This is a genomic window from Priestia megaterium (assembly GCF_009497655.1).
Classification (GTDB): domain Bacteria; phylum Bacillota; class Bacilli; order Bacillales; family Bacillaceae_H; genus Priestia; species Priestia zanthoxyli.
In genome coordinates this window covers 1-20989 of the sequence record NZ_CP023318.1, presented here as the reverse complement: position 1 = coordinate 20989, position 20989 = coordinate 1, and the positions used below count along the sequence as shown (strand labels likewise).

Below are 20989 nucleotides of genomic sequence, written 5' to 3'. Positions count from 1 at the left end.
TGTTGTATGAAGTACGTAGAAGTTGTCACAGAAAGTAGAGTAAGAACAATCTCTTTAGTACTACTACTTGTCTTTATGAGTTTAGGGTGGTATCTAAATAGTTCTTTTTGGTACGAGGCAGTCATTATGGTTGTCTCAGTTGCATTTATCTTACATAGTTTACATTATTATTTGACAGGAGGAAACAAAACAGTAGCTACTATGGCTATAGTAGCAAGTTCAGCCTTTGGTTTGTTTAATTTATTGAGAACTTTTCTCTAAAATCATATGTTTTATACTGCAAGAAATGAGGATATTTCTATGTTTAAAAAGGTTTTAAGGTGTTATGACTACAAGCTTATTATAGCTTTAGTTATCTTAAGTATGATTGGTTTAATTATGGTTTACAGTGCCAGTATGGTAACAGCTATTGCTCGATATGGATTCACGGGTGATTACTTTTATCAAAAGCAAAAGCTTGCACTTATAGCAGGTTTTTTCTTTTTTTGTGTTACAGCTATTATCCCTTATAAGATTTATCAAGAAAAAAAAGTGTTGAAACTTGCATTAGGGGGAGTAACTACACTTCTAGTTCTGGTTCTTGTATTTGGACATACGGCAGGGAATGCAACAAGTTGGCTTGTTCTTGGTCCAATTAGAATACAACCATTAGAATTAACAAAACTCGTAATCATTGTGTATTTATCAGCTGTATTTACAAATAAGCAGCAATACATAAATGACTTAAAGCGTGCTATTATTCCACCTATTCTTATCGTCTTCTTTCTTTGCTTTTTAATTGCAATGCAGCCTGATTATGGAGGAATTCTTCTTATTTTAGGAATGGTTGCAGCTATTGTCTTATGTTCTGGTATTTCTAAAAAATCAATGTTAAAGATTGCGATGTTAGGAGTAGTAGGAATAGGAGTTATGCTTTTTGTTTTATTAGTAACTGGCCATATCGCTACAGTCTTTTCTCCAGTACGTATTTCTCGTTTCACAGGATTCTTACATCCATTTGAAAATCAACAAGGCGACGGTTACCAACTTGTTAACTCTTATTTGGCTATAGGAACTGGGGGACTACAGGGCTTAGGCCTAGGACAGGGTGTACAAAAAGCTGGTTATTTACCTGAATCTCATACAGATTTTATCATGGCAGTTATTGCAGAGGAATTAGGTTTCTGGGGAGTACTTATTGTCTTAGGCTTATTGTTTTTTATTATTATAAAAGGGTTAAGAATAGCACAAAAGTGTAAAGAACCATTTGGAGCATTATTAGCTATAGGCATTTCAGTTATGATTGGCATTCAAGTGTTTGTTAACCTTGGAGCAGTAACAGGTATCTTACCTATTACTGGTGTAACTTTACCGTTTGTGAGTTATGGTGGATCTTCCCTCACGTTATTAATGTTGTCTATGGGCGTATTAACTAATATCTCTATGTTTAATAAGTTTGAAGAAAAGCATAAGAAGGAATTAGTCAAACAAAGTAAGTTAGAGAGCGTTTAAATTGAGTAAACAAGGCATCTTATTTTATAAGATGCCTTGTTTATTTTCCTATAAATGGTTTTATGTGAACTACAAGGCGAAAAAGCCATCTTTAGGGAAGATAGCTCTTTCTACTGATAAATATTAGGTTGTAAGTTGAGTCCTAAAAGACTTCTCAAGTAGTGTACTCAAAGGTTGCATCAGTTATGCAACCGTTACATAGCAATTTTGCACTATCTATTGCATAAGTGAAAGTTTTAAAAAATGTATCTATATTTTCATTTTACGAAACAGACACGGAAAAACATGAAGATTTTTATTAAAATCTCTCAAATAAGAGAGTTTTTTTATTTTTTGTATAAAAAACACAACTTTTTTTGAAAAACTCTCGTCTAAGTAACGAATATTGGTTAAAAGGATGGTCAGGATATTGGAAAATACAAAAAAAGAAGAAATCGAGCGTTGGTATGACGACCATAGCGACGCCATATTAAAATTTATTTTAATGCTGGTGAAAGATTATCAGCAAGCTGAAGATTTAACGCATGAAACATTTGTAAAAGCTTACCTTTCTTATGATTCCTTTCAGAAAAACTCTAGCGAAAAGACGTGGCTGTTCCGTATTGCACATAATGTTACCATGGATTATTTTAGGAAACAAAAACCCTTAAGTCTTTTGAAAGATTTTGTTCTTTCTAAAACAGACAATAATCCTCTACCTCAAGAGATGATTGAGTTGAAAGAAACCTCTCTAGAACTGTATCAAGCGTTAGAAAAGCTTAAAGAAGCTCACAGAAAGGTCATTGTACTACGAAAAGTGCACGGGTTTTCTGTTAAAGATACAGCTACTATCCTAGGATGGTCTGAAAGCAAAGTAAAGTCTACACAGTTCAGGGCAATTCCTGCTTTGAGAAAGCAGTTAGTAAAGGACGGATATATATATGAAGAAACGGTTTAATTCTTTTATGGATGATAGTTCACTAGAAAAACTGAATGAGGATTTGGTCTGGAAATCAAACCAAAAACAAAAACAGAAGCAGCGACTTCTAGAAGCCATTGATCAATTAGAGCAATCAGAATCAGTAAAGCCTGGAAACGATATATTACCTATGAAAAAAAATCACCTTCTAAGAAATGTTGTCTACTATGGGATTGCACTTGTTATTTTGAGTGGTGCATTCATTAGTTCAGCATTTGTTTCTCCTGCAATGGCTCAAGTAGTTTCTAAAATCCCTTATTTGGGTCAGATTTTCAAGAAAGAGTCTGTAGGCACTGAAATTATTAATACGCTAAGGAAAAAAGGTTATAAAATTGATTCTTTAGGTCAGACCTATTATGGAGGAAAGAAGCAAATTGAGATAAGTGTGGATGGTTCAGAGAAGTATTTTAAGCGCGTTAAAGGCGATATAAATAAAATTACAAAAGATATTTTAGAGGCACGTAACTATGATAGTTATAAAGTCAAAATTACACGGTATGATCCTGTTCAATATGAGTATAAACCTGATCCTCGTCAAGAAAAATACGACAAAATAAATCAAGAGATTGATGCTGAATTACAAAAACGTAATTATCATGTGTTAGATGCTAGCATAGCAGGATTTGACTCGGACGCCAGAGTAGCTCTAGAAGTACTTGATACTGAGAAGCATATTGAAGATATTAAACAAGTGATTAGCGATGTTCTTGTTAAAAATAACGAAGGAAAAACACCTATAAAGGTATATAAAATTAACTTAAAAAAGCAAGAACAAGAAGGTAGATGGGGAAATATCCTTGATGATGTTGGTGAAGATTTATTAGGAAAAGAGGAATATCATGTGAAGATGGTCGGCTACTCTGTTCACCCTGAACCACAGGTGTTTATTTATACATCATTAAGTTATTCTAAAGAGAATAAAGAGTTTGCCAACGAACTCCAAGGAATTATTGATGAATTCCTTCAAACAGATGACATGAAGGCTAAAATAAAAGGTGATCCTTATAAAATCATTATTTACGCTAAAGGAAAGAAAAAACTAAATTAAATAGACGCGTTCCTCCCCTGAGGATTAGGCTCACTATTTCTCAGGGTACTTCTTTTTTAGTTTATATCAAATGGAATACGGGCTATAACCTTACTGTGTATGAGTAATTTTTTCTCAGAAATAGAAAACTATTTTGTTTTTGAAGCGTCTAATTAACGATGTCAACAAATCTATATAGAAATGGTGTTTTACAAATGGAACGTAAGAAATCAGAAAGCTTTAATTATGGGCTTGCTTTCACCCTTTTGTTATTTTTTATCATTAGTTGTGTTGCTATTTTTAATGCCCAGCAAACAGGCCAGTACACAACAAACTTCGTCGTTAAACAAGTGGAATGGTACATTGTAGGCGGAGTCATTATCTTCATGATGATGAGGCCAGATGAAGACCAACTGAATCGGATCACGTGGTTTTTCTACGGTTTTACTATTTTTATTCTTATTTTGCTAATTATTTCGCCCACAAGTATTGCTCCTCTCAAAAACAATGCGAAAAGTTGGTTTGTGCTCCCTGGAATTGGTTCAATACAACCATCCGAGTTCATGAAAATCTCCTTAATATTAGCGTTTAGTAAAGTAATTCAACAACATAACGAAAAATTTAGAGTTAGAGATGTCAGCAGTGATTTGCTGCTCATTGGAAAACTGGGTGCAACTCTTTCTATCCCGATACTTTTGATTATGCAACAGCCCGATTTAGGAACAGCACTCGTAATGATTTTCTTGTTTTTTATGATGTTATTTATTTCAGGTGTCACGTGGAAGCTCATTCTTCCTATCTTTGCGTCTATGGGAGTAGTCGCTTCTATCATTTTATACATGGTACTGAATCATGCGGCAATCTTAGAAAAATACCTTCATTTACACCCCTACCAGTTCGATCGTATTTATGCGTGGTTTGACCCAGAATCATATGCTGGAAGTCTTTCCTACAACTACTTGCAGGTTGTAAAGGCAATTGGTTCGGGTTCTATATCAGGGCGAGATACCTCTCATTATGCTGTGTATGTTCCGGAAAAGCATTCAGATTTCATTTTTAGTGCAATTGGAGAGAACTATGGATTCGTGGGAACAAGTTTGGTTCTCCTTTTGTTTATGGTATTAATTTATCAAATTATAACGGTAGCCTTTCATACAAAAGATAAATATTCTACGTACATTTGTACAGGAATTATATCCGTTATTTTCTTCCATGTTCTTGAGAATGTTGGAATGTGTATAGGTCTTCTTCCTATTACAGGCATACCTTTACCTTTTATAAGCTATGGGGGCAGTTCTCTTATGAGTAGCATGTGTTTGATGGGACTCGTTTTAAATATTAGTTTTAGATCAAATGTGTATATTTTCGACCAAAGTGAGAGGTAACTAGAAATGAATCAAGAAGTGAAAAGTAATGAACCAAATATGACGTCTCAAACACGTCTGCATATAGTAAAATATATTTTATTTGTCTCTTTTGGGCTCTTGTACATTGGCTTTGTTATGTGGTGTTTGTAGCCTATTAGCCTAATTGAACTATTTTAAGGAAAATAAATTAAAAAAGAAAGTTCGATTTATAATTTCATAATTAAGTTAACAAAAAGAAACCTTTTCCTATACAGGCAAAGGTTTTTCAAGTTTATTAGAATAGGGGGAATACGTTATTAGTTTGGCCATATTTATAGATTAATATACATGGTGATTTATAATTTCAGTATTTAATAAAGTCTAAATATAGGGAAGGTGACAAGATGGATGAATTTAAAGATTTGCTATCTTACGGCATTTTAATGAAGCCTACTTCTTATTCTAAGTTAAGATTAGCTATTGAAGAGTTAACAACGGAGGAGTGGTTTAAAGAGTTGTATAAGGTTCCGTCTTATAACACTACAATTTGGAAGGACAAACAAATAAAAAGGATCCTTTTAGATCCTCAAAAAATAAAGATGATAAAACAAGATCAATCTCATGCAATGGAATTTATTGATCTTATCAAAGAATCAGCCGAATAAAACAAAGGCTTTGCTGATAAGCAGGGGCTTTGTTTTATAATTAAAATTTCCGATAAGAGTGATTATGGTAACTAAGTTTTTTACATGAACTATTACTTTAATGTTATTTTTAGTAATAGGGAGAGTGGGATATGAATTTAAAAAAGAGCCAGTCTTATATCGATTTGACAATAAGAAATTGGGATAACACAGAGTTTGGCAGTAAGTTGTGGGAAATGTGTGAAGCAGCTAGAGAATATAAAAATGATCAAGTTGAAGTCCATCAAGTAGTCAATTTAGGGAAACGTAAAGGCGAATGGCATTACTTAATTATCTTAAATATCAGTCAAGATTTGGATAATTTAGGAGAACTTATAGAAAGTAATTATAGGTAATTAAAGGCCCATTTTTCTATGTTGTAGAATAATGGGCCTTTGGTTCCTGTAATTGGTTTTATGTTAACTAAACGCTTATAAGGTATACATTTATAAAACAGAAAAAACTGCCATCGGTGAAGGCAGTTCTTCTGTTCTTGTTTAATGGTTGTTTTTTATTAAATATAACGATGCTTTTTGGATAAAACGAGAGCAGAGATACCAATCATTACCACACCCATGATGGCTGGAGTAGTGTGACTAACTATTGAATACAGCTGACCACCAATGATAGGTCCACTAAATCGGGCTAGAGATTGAATACTTTGAGCTCCCCCTAGTATTTGACCTTGTTCACTGTCACTAACAGATTTTGAAAGCATCCCGTTAAATGATGGCCCAAAGATTGAATCACCGAGTCCGAAGAAAACCATCCCAACGATAAAGACTAGAGAAAAGGCTGTAACGGCTGAAATGGCAATAAGGATAAAACCAATAATTTGACTTATCATGCCTAATAGAGCAATTTTTTTATCCGTCAAAGATTTGAGTAGTCGTGGCATAATAAGTGCTTGGGAAAAGATATCCAGTACACCTATTATAGAAAATGTCAGGCCAATCAATATAGGCTGCCATGCAAATGTATCTATTGAAAACTGAGAGAAGATAGCTTGTAATGATCCATTAGGAATCCAAATTAGAAAACCGGCAATTAGCAGCCATTTTACAGAGTGAAAGGAAAAAACCTTTGATAATTGTATAAATGGATTAAGATGTCTAACAGAGATACTGGAAGAGCGTCTGGACTTCTCAAGACTCTCAGGCATAAAAAAATAGCCATATATGGCATTGAGTAATGTAATAACCGTACCAGCATACATAGGAACACTGTTTCCAAAAGTCGCAAGTGCACCTCCAATGATAGGACCCAAAGCAGTGCCCACCCCAACAACAGCACTAATCCAACCAAAGTACTTAGTGCGTTCGTTTGAAGGTGTGATGTCTGCAAAGTAAGCAAAAATCGCTGAAATTTCACCACCTGTCAAACCTTCAATGATACGGCCAATGAAGAGAATCCAAAGTGCACCTCCAATTCCAAAGATAAAATAACCAAAGGCAGAGCCGATTAGACTAACAATTAATACTGGACGACGACCATATCTATCGCTTAACGCACCTAAGACTGGTGCAGCCAAGAAGACAGAAAGAGCGTATATAGAAGTAAGTAATGTCACTGCAGTAGCCTGACTGCTGGGACTACTAGTATAAGTCCTTACTAAAAAAGGTAAAACAGGGCTAACTATAGTCAATCCAAGACCCGTTAAGAAGACCGTGATAAGCCCAAACGTTAGGGCATGTTTATTTATTGAAGTATGCATAATAGTTCTCCTTTGACTTTATTGTTTCTAAGGAAACAAATACAAGTTTATTGTTTTATTGTTTCCTTGTCAACAATAAAACAACATAAAAAAACACCACTTACTCAGTGATATTTTTCAAATGATGTCTATATCGACCAATGAAACGAAAAATAGTGTCAAATTCCTCATCGGTCATGTACTTAAATACTTCTTTATCACGTTCAAGAAAAGATTGGTGTAATTCTTGATGGACATCATTTATTTTTTGTCCATTGGTTGTTAGGCGAAAATATATTTCCTTTTTATTTTCAACACTTTGATAACTCTCAATCATATTTTTAGCTATTAGCTTCTTAGTAAGCTTACTTATAGCACCTCGAGTCATGTAGCTTGCAGCTGCAAGCTTTGTTACATTTGCATTTGGGATTAAAGCAATATTTTCGATTAATTCTATTTCACTCAACTTATAGTCCTTTAAAGCCAATTCTACTTCCGGTTTATTACGCCAGATTATTTCATTACACAAATCCATAAGTTCACTCATTAACTGCTGCCTTTTATCCATACTAACTCCTCCCTAATTTGTATACAGTATAACGAGTTTTTGTTTCTTTCACAACGAAATAAAGCACTATAATACTTATTGAGAATACGTAACAAGGATCAATATTAATGAGAAGTAAATAATTAAGCTTTTTATTATAACTAATCTATCTTCTACTTTTCTTTCAAGACATTGATTTGTTTATATTATCCTAACAGGAAAATAGTGAAATATTTAATCTTACAATGTCTTTAACTAGATATTTTTAAGTAGGAATACAAAAATAATGTATTTTATTTATAAAAGTAAATAGATAAACTAACTTATAAAAATCTTAGTTGTATCATTTACACTAACTGACGACAAATACGCAGTTTTTCTACAAGGTATGTAAATAATAACGTTAATTTTAATGAAATGTGTTTAGATTTACTTAATGATGTGACAGAATTTAAACTGAACATAATCAAATTCATATAAACTAACTCTATATAGAGGATACATGAGGTAATAAGAAAAAGAGAAGTCAGGATGAAAGAAATGAATTCAACAATAAAAAATCTACCTAATGGTTGCAAATTAGGTAGATTTTTATTTAAAGCTTGTCTTTTGTCATCTAAATTGTAACATAGTTTAGAAAGACACTTCAATTTTATTCGGTTGTTTTTTTAGTTTGTTCTGTGTGCCACCATAATGAATCTTTTGGATTTTCAACTGCTTCATTGTACTCATTCTTAGAGGAAACTGTTGGATATGAACCTTTGAGTGATTTTCCTGCCGTGTTCGCAAACAGGAACAAAATCACGAAAAATCCGATGATGCTCACAATGGTTAAATAGAACGCTGGAGCTAAGTGGTTGCCTGTTGCGTGAACTAACCATGTTGCAACTAATGGCGTCGTTCCACCAAAGATAGAAACTGAAACGTTAAACGTAATTGCTAATGTTCGGTAGCGAATATCTGTATAGAACATCGTTGGCAGTGTTCCTGGCATTGTCCCTTCATACGTAGCAAGGAAAATACCTAGAATAAGAATACCAATTGAAACAAAGATTAAACCGTTTAAATTGATTAAATAGAACGAAAAAGCTGACAGTAAGCTTAACCCACCTAAACCAATTAAGAAAACTTTCTTGTTTCCAATTTTATCACTTAGCTTTCCAAACATAAGCGCAAGTGGCACCATGATAATCATAATGGCCGTAATTAATACCGTACCCACTGTGTTTGATAAACCAATGATTTCATTTAAGTAAGATGGCATGTATGATAATAACATATAGTTTGTAATGTTAAAGAAAGCTACAGCTACAAAACAAACAAACACATCTTTTTTGTGATTTTTTAAAATAGAGAGGAAGCTTTCCTCTTCAATTTCATCTTCAGAATTCGAGATTTCATTTTCAAAAATAGGTGTTTCCCCTAAACTACTTCGTAAATAAAAACCAATTAGTCCTAAAGGTAACCCGAGTAAGAAGGGAATTCTCCAGCCCCATGAGGCCATCTGTTTATCTGATAGAAGAATAAACAGTAAGCTAGCGAGTAGTGAAGCAAGAATATAACCAACAAGTGTACCAATTTCTAATCCACTTCCAAGCATATTACGCTTATTATCTGGAGATGATTCTGCAATATACACCATCGCACCAGCATATTCACCACCAGTTGAAAAACCTTGAATGATTCGTGCAATTAATAGAAGGATAGGTGCCCATACACCGATTTGATCATATGTAGGTAATAATCCGATGAGTAATGTGGAAAAAGCCATTAAAATAATTGTAGTGGTTAAAACGACTTTTCGTCCTAACTTGTCTCCAATTTTACCGAATATAATACCGCCTAGTGGACGCATTAAGAAGGCAATGGCAAATGTGGCAAATGTGAACATTAATTTGAGTTGATCATTTTGAACTGCGCTAAAAAAGTTTTGACTAATGATAACAGCTAAATATGAATACAAACCAAAGTCAAACCATTCCATCGCGTTTCCTACCCCTGTAGCAAAGACGCTTTTTTTAGCTTTATCAATATCTACGACGTTAATTTTTTTCTTGTTAAACTTCATTTCATCACGTCACCTCCAAGATATAAGACTATACAAGAACAAGGATAAAAGTCAAACTAAAGACTTAGTTTATTAGACATCCAAAACCTTATGAATATTCATTATTTTTAGATGGAAGAGAGAAGAATATTCACGTCTAAGAAAAAAATCATGATGTATGTGCCATATATTATGTTCAACTTTGGTTAGGAGGCAAATAGTGAGGAAAAGATAAAAGATAAAAGAAACAGAAAAAAGCTACTGACTGACTCCACCAACAGTAGCTTTTTTCACCTAAAATAGAATAGGAAAGTCAATGCCTTTCGGCATTGTAAGTAGTTTATCCAAAAGATATTACCTTAATACCCTTAGAGATAAATACATGTTATGTGATTTCGAAGAAATTATCTCACCGGAAATGAGTTTCTTCGAGATATATGATAACAAACTTTTAAAGAAAAATCACTTAACTTGATTGATATACATACATATTAAAAGTGAAATATTTAGTTGAAAGGACTTATAAACTGTGTTAGCTGGGATCTGGGCTGTCCTCCAATTTTACTTTTCAGTATTTTTCCATTTTTAAACAAGATAAGGGTCGGGAATATGTCGACTGGGAATTTGTCGACTACCTTTTTTTCTTCATTCACATTAATTTCTACGAACTTAATATCTTTTTTAATATTCTTCTCTATAGATTCTAAGTTTGCTCGAGTTGTTTGGCACTCTTCTGTCTGGGGGTTAGAAAAATAAGCTAAGGTTATACCTTCTTTAATCAGTGAGAAAAAATTATCCTTTGTTCCTCTTAAAATAGTCATTACAATCCTCCAAATCATCATTTTTTTCATGAAGACTTTAACGATATTTTATTTGTTGCCTTGCTGATTATCTGTATGATAAGAAGCTAAATAAATGTGGCGTTTTCTAGGTGACAGACACCTGGAAAATCCGTATAATAAGGGAGAATGTTAACCTTAATCAAGTACATTCATTCAGACTAGGAGAAGACTTTCTTATTTGAGAAAGTCTTTTTTCGTTTTAAATTTAAGCAGTAGGTAAGCCACCTAATAGATTGTTGTAAGGAAGATTATTAGAAAGTCGATTTCTAATAAAACCATAACATGTATTAAAAAGAAAATCATGTCATTTAATTCTTTAATTACAAAATAATATAAAACAGAAAAACCAACCCTTAAGTCCCTAAAGGCTGGTTTTTCTCACGACTTTATAGAAAGATACCTCTCTTTCTTAAATCTAACATTTCTTCCCTGCATAATTACTTCCTTGCCTCATAAGCTTTTACCTTATTGTAAAACGTCGCTTTTTTCATTCCTATTTCCTTCATAAATGCGACAGCCGTGATTGTTCCAGACTGCCATTCTTTATACAACCTATCCCACTCTTTAGGAAAAGTAATGATGGGACGCCCCAGATGTTTACCTTTTGCTTTAGCAACGGCTATGCCTTCTCGTTGGCGCTGTAAGATGGTTGCTCGCTCTTGTTCCGCCATAGATGTATAAACCTCTATAATGATGTTATTAATCATGTCTATAACCCACTCTTGACCTTCTGGTACCTCTTGCATAGTCGTAGGTAAATCAATAATTTTGATTCGGATTCCTTCTTTTTTAAACTGCTCTAAATATTTTTTTATTTGTGCTTTATTCCGGCCTAGACGATCAATGGATTTAATATACAATGTGTCGCCCTCTCTCATTGCTTTAAGCATATTTTGAAAGCCGTCGCGCTCCATGTCCTTCCCACTCGCCTTATCACTGTATAGATATTTTTCATCTGTTAAATAAGGTTTTATTGCTTCTAACTGTCTATCTAAGTTTTGTTCATTTGTACTTACACGAATATATCCAAAATTAATTCCCATTGTGAAAACCATCCTTGTTTATAATAGATAATTTAAGTATAGGACAAAAATGTATAAAAAGATCTATTTATTTTAAGACGTCTAAAAAGATTTATTTTTAATATTAAATAGACTGAATATCATTGTTTTTTCCACAGTCTAAAAAGGTGTACCTTTTTAGACTGTAGAGAGTTATAGAAAAAGGCTCAATTTGTCGTCATCTAGTGTAAATGATAAAACTAATTATTTTAATAAAATACTTTAGTATTTACTTAACGTAATAAGTTTAACTAATAAAAAAAACTCTTGAGTTTACACTCTAGAGTTTTTCTATATATCAATTATTTATTTAGGTTTTTGGAGAAGCTAGCAAATGAATTCGTAACATCTTGATTTACAGCGTACATAAAGTTATCCTGACCCTGGCTTAAGGGAAGAACACCATCTTTCCTCAACTTCGCAAAGAATCGCTGGAATTCCTTCTCCAATATAAGGAAAAAGTCCATAAGATTAAATTTATATATATCCCTGCCTCCAGGTTTCCTTACTTCCTCAATTCTTATTATGTTTGAATCTCTAACAAATAAATAATAATCAGCACTTCCATAATGCTCTAACTTAAATTTAGTCTTCTTATATGTATATAAATCACTCAGGTCAGAAAAGAAATTGCGCAATGTTATAGCAGAAAGTCCAATAGAAATGATCAATGTTTGTTTTCTATCTGAAACAATAATTTCTCCATCTCCACCATCTAAATCAATCGTTACAGAACAACTAAGAGTATTCTTCATAAAGATCTCCATTTCTAGCTTTTCTTTAATGTCAATTTTAATTAAAATACTTTTCCATTCTTGCTTTTAATTCCTCATAATCTTCATCTGTAGCTCTTTCTAAAGCATAATCGAGAATTTGTTTTGCTTTCTCTTTTTGATTAGCCATTATATAAAAATCACATACTTCCCCATAAAATACGATAGGTGCTTGTAGAGCTAGATCAGCAGCAGTACTCCAATCTATGACTTGTTCATAATAAGGAATTCCTACGTTCAAAACATTATGAATAAACCTTTTAAACTCCTGTTTATCTACGTCACTATTAGAAAGAACTACATAATCATGTTCACTTTCTAACCACTTCGGTATGTTCCACTCCGAACTGCCAATAATCACATCATTTACTAATTCAGTATTCCATATTTTCTTATACCACTTTTTATAGTCTTTAGATGAAATACTCCATTCACTCCAAAAAATGCAATAATCCTCCGAACTATACTTACTAATACAAAAACTAACGCTCAAGGTGAACGGTCCTGTTTTTCTAGAGAATTTTGGCCCACTTTTAGCATACTTGAACCCTAAAGGCTCTAATATGTCGACTAATTCAGTTTCAATATAAATTTTAAGAAGTTCCTTAGGTTTCATGCATATCCTCTTTTTATTATGTTTTCTCATATTATCTCATGTATGCGATGTTCATATCTATTTAACATAAAACGTTTGATTGGCATAAAAAAGAACGTTTTAATTTATTAATGTTCTTCTTTTTTAAATTTTACATTTCAGCACTTCTTTAAAGTACCTTTGTAACTGCCCATTCCCTTTAAACCTTAAAGATAAAGCTTCATTTACAGTTCGTTCTAAATCTTTAATTCCAGGTATTACAGAGGACGGCAAACCACGTATATAAACAAGCTTTATAATAGAATCTTGCGGCCTTAACTGATGAGCCTCGTAAATCATTTGTTGGCCCTTTTCTTCCCATTCCTCGTATTCTCCAAAATAGTAAGGGAAGAGAGACACCATATATCCATAAATCCATAAAAATTCAGAGTCTTGGCCAAAATTCTTAAAACCAAAATCCTTAATTTCTAACAATATATTTTCATATTCTTCACTATTGATTTTAGGATCATTAAGGCAGCCAGATTCGACCACTATATACCAACACAAAAAACTTAATCGAAGATATTTCTTGACGTTAAGAGAATCTTTTCTCCATTCTTCATACATGTAATCCTTTGCTTCATTCCATTTTCCTTGACACTCTAAGGTATCAACTTTCTCCCAATGCCAATTAATCATTTTCTCACCTACCCATGCATTTATCTCTAAAATATCATGATTTTACCTAGGTGTGTTGTCAATTATAAAAATGTTACATGATGTAACAAATATTTATTTTCTACCCATTCAACAACTAGTTGTTCAACACCTACAATGGCTGTATCAGGTTTCTCTATCTGTTCCCCTACCCATCTTTGTAAATCAGCCAATATATCATGATTAAATTCTTCATATGCAACTTCAGAATAGGTATTGCGTGCTATTGGAAAGAATGAAAGGTCCAGGGTTCTATCTCTATGTACTGAGGCTTCCGCCACTACTAGTCCGGTTATCTTTGGATGTTGAGGACACCTGCTATCCCATTCAAACTGTCTGGTTAACCCAAATAAAATATCTAAGTCAGTAAGGGACGAAAAGTGATTCTTAAGCTGTTTTTTTGTTGTTACATAGGTTTCATGTTGATTCAGGTTCCGATAGTATTTAAATCTCATTTTATCATTCCTTTCAGGCTGCTCTGTTTAGTCCATATTCATGAGGAGAGCCCGTCCTTTGTTCTGTTTCGAAATACGTAAATTCCTTTCATTACTCCTATTTTTAACATCGACTTTATATAGAGGATATTCATTTCTAATTTACGTAAATCCTTCTTTTAGACGATTCGTATCATTCATGTCCTTATGGGGAAACTAGCTGAAATAAGTACGAGGAGGATAACATATGAGACAATTGCTAGTCGCTACGGCTTTTGCCATATGGTTAACAGGAGGAGGTATAGGTACCACATATACAGAAGCTGCTCCTCAACCGTCTATCAAGCAGCAGCATACAGATTTCTATGATGCCTTTTTGATGTTATTGAATCCCTATGCGGACAAAGCAATTCGGACGAAATACCCTGATCGTAGCTATAGTTTGTGGAATGCAGATATTTTGAGCGTGAAGCGTGTATCCGGTGGATTCTCAAACTATGATTTCATAGTGAAGGTGAAATATGATACGTTTACAGGTCCTCATAATCCACCTGAAGGATCTGTAGTTATCACATTTTCCGTAAAAGATGAGGTCAAGGTTCTGAAGATTGAAGGATAATAGGCAAATAAAAACGTTAGAGAACTTGTTTGTTCTTCAAATTGTATTTTTCATATGCACAGGATATACAAAGTTAGTTCATATAATGTGGCTCCTAGATAACAAAAGACGTTAGAACATTAGCCTAACGTCTTTTAGAAGTTAATTTATTTTAAAGAAGTCTTCAATCATTTGATTAGTCTCATCAGGGCTTCGTAGTTCGACTATGTTATCATTTTCATAGTACGTATAATGATTCTTAAACTGGAAGGGCATAGCTTCATACTGTTTTTCTACTTGCTCTAATACTTGATGAAAGCAGTTATAATTATATTCCTTAATTAGATAAGGTAATCCACTTGGTGAACGCAAATATTCATATTCTTTATAATTGTAAGGAGTGTGTTCAGGCCTCTTTATCAAGATTTTCATGAAATGATTCATAATTTTACTTATTTGATGTTCTTCAACGTATTTCACTAAACCACGTACAGCTATTAATTTCATTTCTAAATCTCGCTCTTTCTTATAGGCCTTTTGAAAAAATCCACCAAGCTGAGAATTATAGATATCTCGTAACACCAAGAGTAATTTATGACGTAGAGAAATGTCCTTTATTTTGAAATATAAATACTTCAAAGTTTCAAGATCATCGAGTTCTATCAATTTTGGCTCTAAATTAAAAATTGATTCTCTAAAGTCCATATTGCCTTCATAAAAAGAACCAGTTTCGTAAGCACTAGATAAAGCTTTATTTATCAATCCCACCAAACTCCAAACACTTTATGATTAGGATACAACTCTGGAGCAATAGGGGGGGGACCAAACATATAACCTTCTTCTATTTCGTCAGGTTCTAAGATTTTAACCCATTCCTCTATTTCTTCGGGATTAGCACTTGATAGGATATATATTCTTTCAGAAAATGGCCAATATTCCTCGTCTTCCACTTCCATAATTTCAACAAGTACGTCTTGTACACTTGGCTTACTTTTAATTTCCAGTAAAACAGAATAAAAAGTATCAATTCCTGGATGGTCCATAAGATTACAGCCAATAGAACCTTCATCTTCATTACCTTTAAAAAACTCTTCTAGAGACACTAAAGGTGCAGTTTGTGCATTAGGATAGCCCTGTTCATATATCTTCTTTATCAAATTATCTTTCATACAATATCCCCACCTTTTAAGCACTTATAACTATGAATATCATATACAACTTAAGTGTACACAACAACTCTTATCGTTACTTAATTATGTATATTAAACCCACCAATTAGCAGAAGAATTCCACCATTCTTCCCCTTCTTTCAATGATTCTCTCACGTTCAATGAAATCACTTTTGTGTTATCTTTATTAAATTTAAACATTTCATCTATTTCTTTTCCTAACCTTTGTCTATAGGCGGTATCAATATTATAGACCTTTACCTTGCTAGGTGTATAAAACGTTTCAGATACATCTATATGACCTTCTGGAGAACATTTAGAAACCTCTACGTAGAGCACTCCACCCCAAGCACTAAATTGAAACATTAACAAATCAACACGATTCTCCAGTTTTCGATAAAAATGAGGAAAGGAACCTTTAAAACCACGATCTCTCAAAGTAGGAATAACATTTTTTCTTAAAGAATTAATCATATTATCTCTTTCAACAGACACTTTAGCACTCCTTACTCTTTTCTTCCCTAATACAGCCTATATACTATAGTCTTCTAGTTACCATAAAATGGATTATCAGAACCATTAACTATTATAAATAATCTATAGGATTATTGTTTTGAACGTAGCCATAAACTTTTATAACATCACCTTTTGTTTCTCCTGGTATGTTAATTGTTCTAAGTATATTTATCACCTGATCCTTCTCTTCTAAATTTTCGACCTTTATTTCTAACCACTCAATGTTTTTATAGCTACCTTTGAAATGATAAAACCAATCTCCATCCCAATTACTTATATACTTAGTTTTTAAATCCTGTGTTCTCCAAATTGTATTTATAGGACAATCGTTCATTGCATTTCTAATTTCCTGCCATTTAGTGTTATTCATTACTGATTGATATTCATAAGAACTTATGAAAAACCCTCCCTTAGTTACCTGAAGTTCGTTATAAGCAATCATTGAAATACCTATATTAAGTTAATGGAATGCCTAGTGTTATTTTTTCAATCCATTCTTGTATTTCTATATCTTCATGAAAGTATATATTCGGTTCAATTTCTAAATCAATACATAGCAAGAAAATAAGGTATTCATGTAGTTTATCCTCCTCAGAAGAAAGTCTATTTCTACTATCTAGATTTTGAACCCATTTATAGGCCCAGTAATTAAATTGCTCTCTAGACATATTTTCTTTAAGAACGTTATCTAATTTATTTATCAGATTTTGTTTAGTTAGCTGGCTTTCCAATATTCATCTCACCTTTTCTATATATTTACTAAGGTTAACATAATCGAAATTATAAGAACTTATCTCCTTCTTATATGTTAAAATATGGGTGTGTTTTAATGACATGGTAAAGGGGAAAACAAATATGGCTTTATACCGTAATCTGAAATTAGTTTTACTAAGTTTATTAATAATAATAGGTTTTAGTAGTTATTTTTTATATAGCAGTACCAATTATAAGATGCTATCTAAGAGAGAAATTAATGATTTTATAGAAGATAAAAGAAAATATAACTTATCTATTCTTAAAGAGGAGAATGTTAAATCCAAGCTCGATCCTCATACCCTTATTTTATATAAAAATGATACTAAACTAGGCACTTACATACTTACAAAAAGTAGAAAAGGAATTAAAGAATACAAAGGAGTGGAAGTACCCATAGATAAAACGCTGCCCATACAAGTTACAGGAGCCTTATCAGGGGTTCCATATCTTGGTGTATATATTACAAACAATAAATTAATTCAAGAAGGGAAATATATAGAAATGGAATTTGAAGACGGAACAAAAGTAAGAAAAAAAATATCTCTAGATCAAAAAGGATATATTCTTTCAGAAAAAAAAACTCCTGAAGTATCGAGAGATTCTGTCCAGGTCTCAGTCATAAAAGATGGTCAAGTTTTATATACAAATGAGTATTAAATAACTCGTAACCTATATACTACATAACATTTTAGTTCACATGATACCACTTATAAGAACAAACAAAGGCAACTAACTACATAGTCGCCTTTGTTTGTTTTACTGGGTTACTTATCCAATATTGAATGAGTAAAAGAATCACATAACCTATAACTGTGCCAAATGTGTTGAGTAGAACATCATCAATATCTGAGCTACGACCTATAAAATATTGAATAAATTCAATTAAACATGTAACAGATAAACCTAAGATTGTTACTTTTTTAATTGAGTGATATTTTCTCCAAATAAGGGCTACAAAAAAGCCTAAAGGTAAAAATAACATGACATTTGCAGTTAAATTTAAAAGCGATACACTGTTCCATTCATCGACATTTGTATTTGTTTGAAAGAAGTATTCGTAAAGGGTATGAAAAGGTACGATATTTACATGAGAAAGCTCATTTGTAAAATAAATATCAAAAAAAGGTTCTCCAGTATCTGTAACAATACCCGCATTCCAATTTGGAACAATGGTTTGAGATGCTAAACCAACAAGATATAATACAAACAAACCTAAAATAAGTTCTTTTTTGAAAGATGTTATCTTTCTTTTCTTTTTTAAAAAGATAAAACGGAACCCTACATAAAAGGGTAATGTAGCTAAGATATACCCCAGCATATTTTCTACATATAAAGAAATTAAACCCATTAAAGCTATTTCAACACCAATCTATTCTAAAATGACAAAACCACATTATACCATTAAATTGAATAATAGGTAATAACTATCTACTAAATCAAAAGCTAATCAACATAATGTGCGTTATAGGAACTGTATATATAAAGAATTTTCGGTAAATTATGATAAAATATGTAATGAAAAGGAGGGAATGAATGATGGAACTAGCTTTTTCAATGACTAAGTTAGCTATGAGAGGAATCTTAAGTGTTATTTTCTATGTTCCAGATGCTTTTTCTTTTGCAGCAAAGAAAGTCTCCAGAAGTTCAAAGAAAGTACCATCTTAAACAAATAAAAAAGGGATTCTAACCTTTCTTTTATAAGAAGCTAGAGTCCCTATTCTCTCTAATTACACTTAACATAATCCATCTTCTAAGAACAAAAAAAGAGACAAATTAGTTTGCCTCTTTTTTGTTTTTTATGGGGTTATTGATTTTAACTCTTTTTTCAAACTTTTATAATGCCAATTGATATGGTCAAGTTCTAATTCTATTTCCATTAACTGATCTATTAGCGTTTCCTTGTCTAGAGAAGAATGACATAAGTGCTTGATTAATAACTTAAGTTTTTCACTACTTTCACAAATATCATTTAAATCAACTGCTAATTCAGCGTACTCTTTGTCAGGTGACAATAGAGAAAGTTTATTTATTAATTCACTGACAATCGGCTCATTCATTACATTCACCTCCCATTAATCCATCATTGAAATTAGGCATTTATAGTATTTTATCAAATAAATGCAAAAAGTTGATGTATATGATATACAAAGTTAGTTAACATAATGTCTCTTTCCGGTAGACATGGAAAAAAGGACTTCTTATGTATCAAGGGCTTTAAGCCTGTCGCCCAAACTGGAGTATGCAACTTTTTATGAAATCTTGATATTATAAGGTTTGTAATAAAGGTGAATGTTCTAAGAATGCATAAAAAAAGTAGCGTTTTCAATCACTTTTTTTATCTAATTTAATGTACATAAAGGCAAAAAATAAAAGCAATGTAATACTAATAGGAAAAATAATATAGGAGTCAGTCGCTTCACTTACGTTAGATTTTAATGTGTAGTTATAGATGACAAATGAAACTCCAACAATAGCTGTTAATATTTGATATGTTCTTTTTTGACTAAACATATAAAACAATCTCCTTTAACTTTAATAAGCTACTCTAAGAATATAGTAGATCTTACTTTAGACAAAATTTAATAAATTACTTATTCCTAAGAGTGCATGTGATGCGTTAATAGCACTTGGAATAAGCAGCCCAAGTGCAGATAAAAAAGAAATAAACCTCTTTATTGTTGAAATTCATTCCTTTTCATAGTAATTTACCATATATTACAATAAAAAGGTGGGGGAGTTGTGTTTATATTGTATTCGATTATGATAACCGTATTTTTTAGTCTCTTTGTAATAGTTCTTAGTGTTCTATTAGGTTACTTAATATACAAATTCTCCAAGAATAAAATAGCAGGTTCAGGTGTAACAGTACTAGTAGCAATTGCAATTCCCATATATTTAACTTATCCTCAGTTATTCATTGCTTCAGTAATCACTATTATATTTTGGTTTGCATATGTAGTAAAAGAGGTGAAAGTGTAAGCCATTTAACTACGGGGAAGAAGTAACTTGGAATGAAGTTTAGTTTAAAGTGTGTTTAAAGGTTCGTAAAATATACTTTTACGAACCTTGATTTTGAATAGAAGATCTATCATTCTTATTGTTCATTTAAGTTTAAAAACACATTACGAACGTATTCTAAAACACACATACGTTTATAAACGTTTTTATTAATATAAGTTAATATAAAAGGAAGAAAAAACAAAATGTATGTCAAATTGCTTTTTTGGTGTGGGAAAATTTGATATAAGCTCCACAACAGTAAACCAAATGTTAGAAAACTTATGTTAAAATTAGGATGATAACAATAATCTTGTTCAACTAACGGAACAGTAGAGTTGAGCAAACTCCTTTTTCTACAAAACAATATTCTCGATCCTTCGGAAATTAACAATGAAAGAAGTTTAGTATAGGAGATAAAAAGAAAAATTCTTCATCTCTCTAGATATAGGGTTTTTTTAACCTAGTTTTAAATAATAATTTGTATTCCTTCCCCTATATGATAGTAATAATCGGGAAAACTTTAGAGTTGGTTTGATGGGTTATGGGCAATGCACTTGTTTAATGTTAACATTCTCCCTTATTACAATTAGTTCCTAGGTATTTCTCACCTAGAAGATATTCTTCTTATTTAAGTTTTCACTATATTGATTTATAACCCTATAAATAATTTGAACAATATACGAAATTTTAGAAGAGCCCTGTATCTTAATTTATACAGGGTCTTTTCTAATTGCTTATTTCTATTAGAAGAAAT

At 32.2% G+C, this 20989-nt stretch carries 27 protein-coding genes; 10 read left to right on the top strand and 17 right to left on the bottom strand.

Translation table 11 applies throughout. The features are described from left to right. The first annotated feature begins 6 nt into the window (after window positions 1-6). The 7 genes from CEQ83_RS25885 to CEQ83_RS25855 all read left to right on the top strand — a co-directional run bounded on the left by CEQ83_RS25885 (window position 7) and on the right by CEQ83_RS25855 (window position 5861). On the top strand, window positions 7-261 hold the full coding sequence (locus CEQ83_RS25885) for a hypothetical protein (protein WP_155017595.1): 255 nt from the start codon (window positions 7-9) through the stop codon (window positions 259-261). 39 nt (window positions 262-300) lie between these two features. Beyond that, window positions 301-1491 (top strand): FtsW/RodA/SpoVE family cell cycle protein, encoded by a 1191-nt coding sequence (locus CEQ83_RS25880; RefSeq protein WP_155017594.1) that lies wholly within the window; start codon window positions 301-303, stop codon window positions 1489-1491. Window positions 1492-1900: 409 nt separating this feature from the next. Beyond that, on the top strand, window positions 1901-2428 hold the full coding sequence (locus tag CEQ83_RS25875; protein ID WP_155017593.1) for an RNA polymerase sigma factor: 528 nt from the start codon (window positions 1901-1903) through the stop codon (window positions 2426-2428). Next, window positions 2412-3497: a DUF4179 domain-containing protein gene (locus CEQ83_RS25870; protein ID WP_155017592.1), complete on the top strand. Its 1086-nt coding sequence runs from the start codon at window positions 2412-2414 to the stop codon at window positions 3495-3497. The genes CEQ83_RS25875 and CEQ83_RS25870 overlap by 17 nt, the downstream gene beginning before the upstream one ends. Before the next feature lie 194 nt (window positions 3498-3691). Further along, window positions 3692-4861: an FtsW/RodA/SpoVE family cell cycle protein gene (locus tag CEQ83_RS25865; protein ID WP_155017591.1), complete on the top strand. Its 1170-nt coding sequence runs from the start codon at window positions 3692-3694 to the stop codon at window positions 4859-4861. A gap of 365 nt (window positions 4862-5226) precedes the next feature. Then, complete coding sequence (locus tag CEQ83_RS25860; RefSeq protein ID WP_048022077.1) at window positions 5227-5487, top strand: hypothetical protein; 261 nt, start codon at window positions 5227-5229, stop codon at window positions 5485-5487. Between the two features lie 131 nt (window positions 5488-5618). Then, the gene (locus tag CEQ83_RS25855) at window positions 5619-5861 is read left to right on the top strand and encodes a hypothetical protein (protein ID WP_047751991.1); all 243 of its coding nucleotides are present in this window, start codon (window positions 5619-5621) and stop codon (window positions 5859-5861) included. Window positions 5862-6019: 158 nt separating this feature from the next. On the opposite strand, the gene CEQ83_RS25850 is transcribed toward CEQ83_RS25855, so the two are convergent. The 9 genes from CEQ83_RS25850 to CEQ83_RS25810 all read right to left on the bottom strand — a co-directional run bounded on the left by CEQ83_RS25850 (window position 6020) and on the right by CEQ83_RS25810 (window position 14217). Beyond that, on the bottom strand, window positions 6020-7219 hold the full coding sequence (locus tag CEQ83_RS25850; protein ID WP_098113791.1) for an MFS transporter: 1200 nt from the start codon (window positions 7217-7219) through the stop codon (window positions 6020-6022). 100 nt (window positions 7220-7319) lie between these two features. Beyond that, the gene (locus CEQ83_RS25845) at window positions 7320-7766 is read right to left on the bottom strand and encodes a MarR family transcriptional regulator (RefSeq protein ID WP_098113792.1); all 447 of its coding nucleotides are present in this window, start codon (window positions 7764-7766) and stop codon (window positions 7320-7322) included. A 631-nt stretch (window positions 7767-8397) separates the two neighbouring features. Next, window positions 8398-9813: an MFS transporter gene (locus CEQ83_RS25840; protein ID WP_099331388.1), complete on the bottom strand. Its 1416-nt coding sequence runs from the start codon at window positions 9811-9813 to the stop codon at window positions 8398-8400. 485 nt (window positions 9814-10298) lie between these two features. Next, the gene (locus CEQ83_RS25835) at window positions 10299-10613 is read right to left on the bottom strand and encodes a thioredoxin family protein (protein ID WP_194273218.1); all 315 of its coding nucleotides are present in this window, start codon (window positions 10611-10613) and stop codon (window positions 10299-10301) included. Between the two features lie 458 nt (window positions 10614-11071). Further along, window positions 11072-11677 carry a recombinase family protein gene (locus CEQ83_RS25830; protein WP_155017589.1) on the bottom strand — a complete coding sequence of 202 codons (606 nt, stop codon included), beginning with the start codon at window positions 11675-11677 and terminating at the stop codon, window positions 11072-11074. A 320-nt stretch (window positions 11678-11997) separates the two neighbouring features. Further along, window positions 11998-12450, bottom strand: a complete 453-nt coding sequence (locus tag CEQ83_RS25825) for a hypothetical protein (RefSeq protein WP_099331391.1) — start codon at window positions 12448-12450, stop codon at window positions 11998-12000. Window positions 12451-12487: 37 nt separating this feature from the next. Then, window positions 12488-13084 (bottom strand): DUF4304 domain-containing protein, encoded by a 597-nt coding sequence (locus tag CEQ83_RS25820; RefSeq protein WP_099331392.1) that lies wholly within the window; start codon window positions 13082-13084, stop codon window positions 12488-12490. Between the two features lie 123 nt (window positions 13085-13207). Further along, on the bottom strand, window positions 13208-13744 hold the full coding sequence (locus tag CEQ83_RS25815; protein ID WP_155017588.1) for a hypothetical protein: 537 nt from the start codon (window positions 13742-13744) through the stop codon (window positions 13208-13210). A 62-nt stretch (window positions 13745-13806) separates the two neighbouring features. Continuing rightward, window positions 13807-14217 carry a hypothetical protein gene (locus CEQ83_RS25810; RefSeq protein WP_155017587.1) on the bottom strand — a complete coding sequence of 137 codons (411 nt, stop codon included), beginning with the start codon at window positions 14215-14217 and terminating at the stop codon, window positions 13807-13809. A 226-nt stretch (window positions 14218-14443) separates the two neighbouring features. Between CEQ83_RS25810 and CEQ83_RS25805 the strand changes: the two genes are divergently transcribed. After that, on the top strand, window positions 14444-14815 hold the full coding sequence (locus tag CEQ83_RS25805; protein WP_099331395.1) for a DUF3888 domain-containing protein: 372 nt from the start codon (window positions 14444-14446) through the stop codon (window positions 14813-14815). Window positions 14816-14956: 141 nt separating this feature from the next. On the opposite strand, the gene CEQ83_RS27510 is transcribed toward CEQ83_RS25805, so the two are convergent. The 5 genes from CEQ83_RS27510 to CEQ83_RS25780 form a co-directional block, all read right to left on the bottom strand. Next, window positions 14957-15556: a hypothetical protein gene (locus CEQ83_RS27510; protein ID WP_228123070.1), complete on the bottom strand. Its 600-nt coding sequence runs from the start codon at window positions 15554-15556 to the stop codon at window positions 14957-14959. Continuing rightward, window positions 15553-15963: a hypothetical protein gene (locus CEQ83_RS25795; protein ID WP_099331396.1), complete on the bottom strand. Its 411-nt coding sequence runs from the start codon at window positions 15961-15963 to the stop codon at window positions 15553-15555. Before CEQ83_RS25795 ends, CEQ83_RS27510 begins: the two co-directional genes overlap by 4 nt. A gap of 93 nt (window positions 15964-16056) precedes the next feature. Further along, complete coding sequence (locus tag CEQ83_RS25790) at window positions 16057-16458, bottom strand: DUF4304 domain-containing protein (protein ID WP_099331397.1); 402 nt, start codon at window positions 16456-16458, stop codon at window positions 16057-16059. Between the two features lie 91 nt (window positions 16459-16549). Beyond that, window positions 16550-16921 carry a DUF6678 family protein gene (locus tag CEQ83_RS25785; RefSeq protein ID WP_099331398.1) on the bottom strand — a complete coding sequence of 124 codons (372 nt, stop codon included), beginning with the start codon at window positions 16919-16921 and terminating at the stop codon, window positions 16550-16552. Between the two features lie 13 nt (window positions 16922-16934). Further along, window positions 16935-17210 (bottom strand): hypothetical protein, encoded by a 276-nt coding sequence (locus tag CEQ83_RS25780; protein WP_155017586.1) that lies wholly within the window; start codon window positions 17208-17210, stop codon window positions 16935-16937. Window positions 17211-17334: 124 nt separating this feature from the next. Between CEQ83_RS25780 and CEQ83_RS25775 the strand changes: the two genes are divergently transcribed. Further along, the gene (locus tag CEQ83_RS25775; RefSeq protein ID WP_099331400.1) at window positions 17335-17892 is read left to right on the top strand and encodes a hypothetical protein; all 558 of its coding nucleotides are present in this window, start codon (window positions 17335-17337) and stop codon (window positions 17890-17892) included. Window positions 17893-17968: 76 nt separating this feature from the next. Here the strand turns inward: CEQ83_RS25775 and CEQ83_RS25770 are convergent, their stop codons facing one another. Continuing rightward, a complete protein-coding gene (locus tag CEQ83_RS25770) occupies window positions 17969-18583 on the bottom strand; it encodes a VanZ family protein (RefSeq protein WP_099331401.1) in 615 nt (204 codons plus the stop codon). A 185-nt stretch (window positions 18584-18768) separates the two neighbouring features. On the opposite strand from CEQ83_RS25770, the gene CEQ83_RS27700 reads away from it, so the two are divergent. Further along, window positions 18769-18900, top strand: coding sequence for a hypothetical protein (locus tag CEQ83_RS27700; RefSeq protein WP_265589654.1), 132 nt, complete (start codon window positions 18769-18771; stop codon window positions 18898-18900). Between the two features lie 131 nt (window positions 18901-19031). Here the strand turns inward: CEQ83_RS27700 and CEQ83_RS25765 are convergent, their stop codons facing one another. Further along, window positions 19032-19292, bottom strand: coding sequence for a hypothetical protein (locus CEQ83_RS25765; protein ID WP_099331481.1), 261 nt, complete (start codon window positions 19290-19292; stop codon window positions 19032-19034). A gap of 265 nt (window positions 19293-19557) precedes the next feature. Continuing rightward, window positions 19558-19746, bottom strand: coding sequence for a hypothetical protein (locus CEQ83_RS25760; RefSeq protein ID WP_063247199.1), 189 nt, complete (start codon window positions 19744-19746; stop codon window positions 19558-19560). Window positions 19747-20989: the final 1243 nt, after the last annotated feature.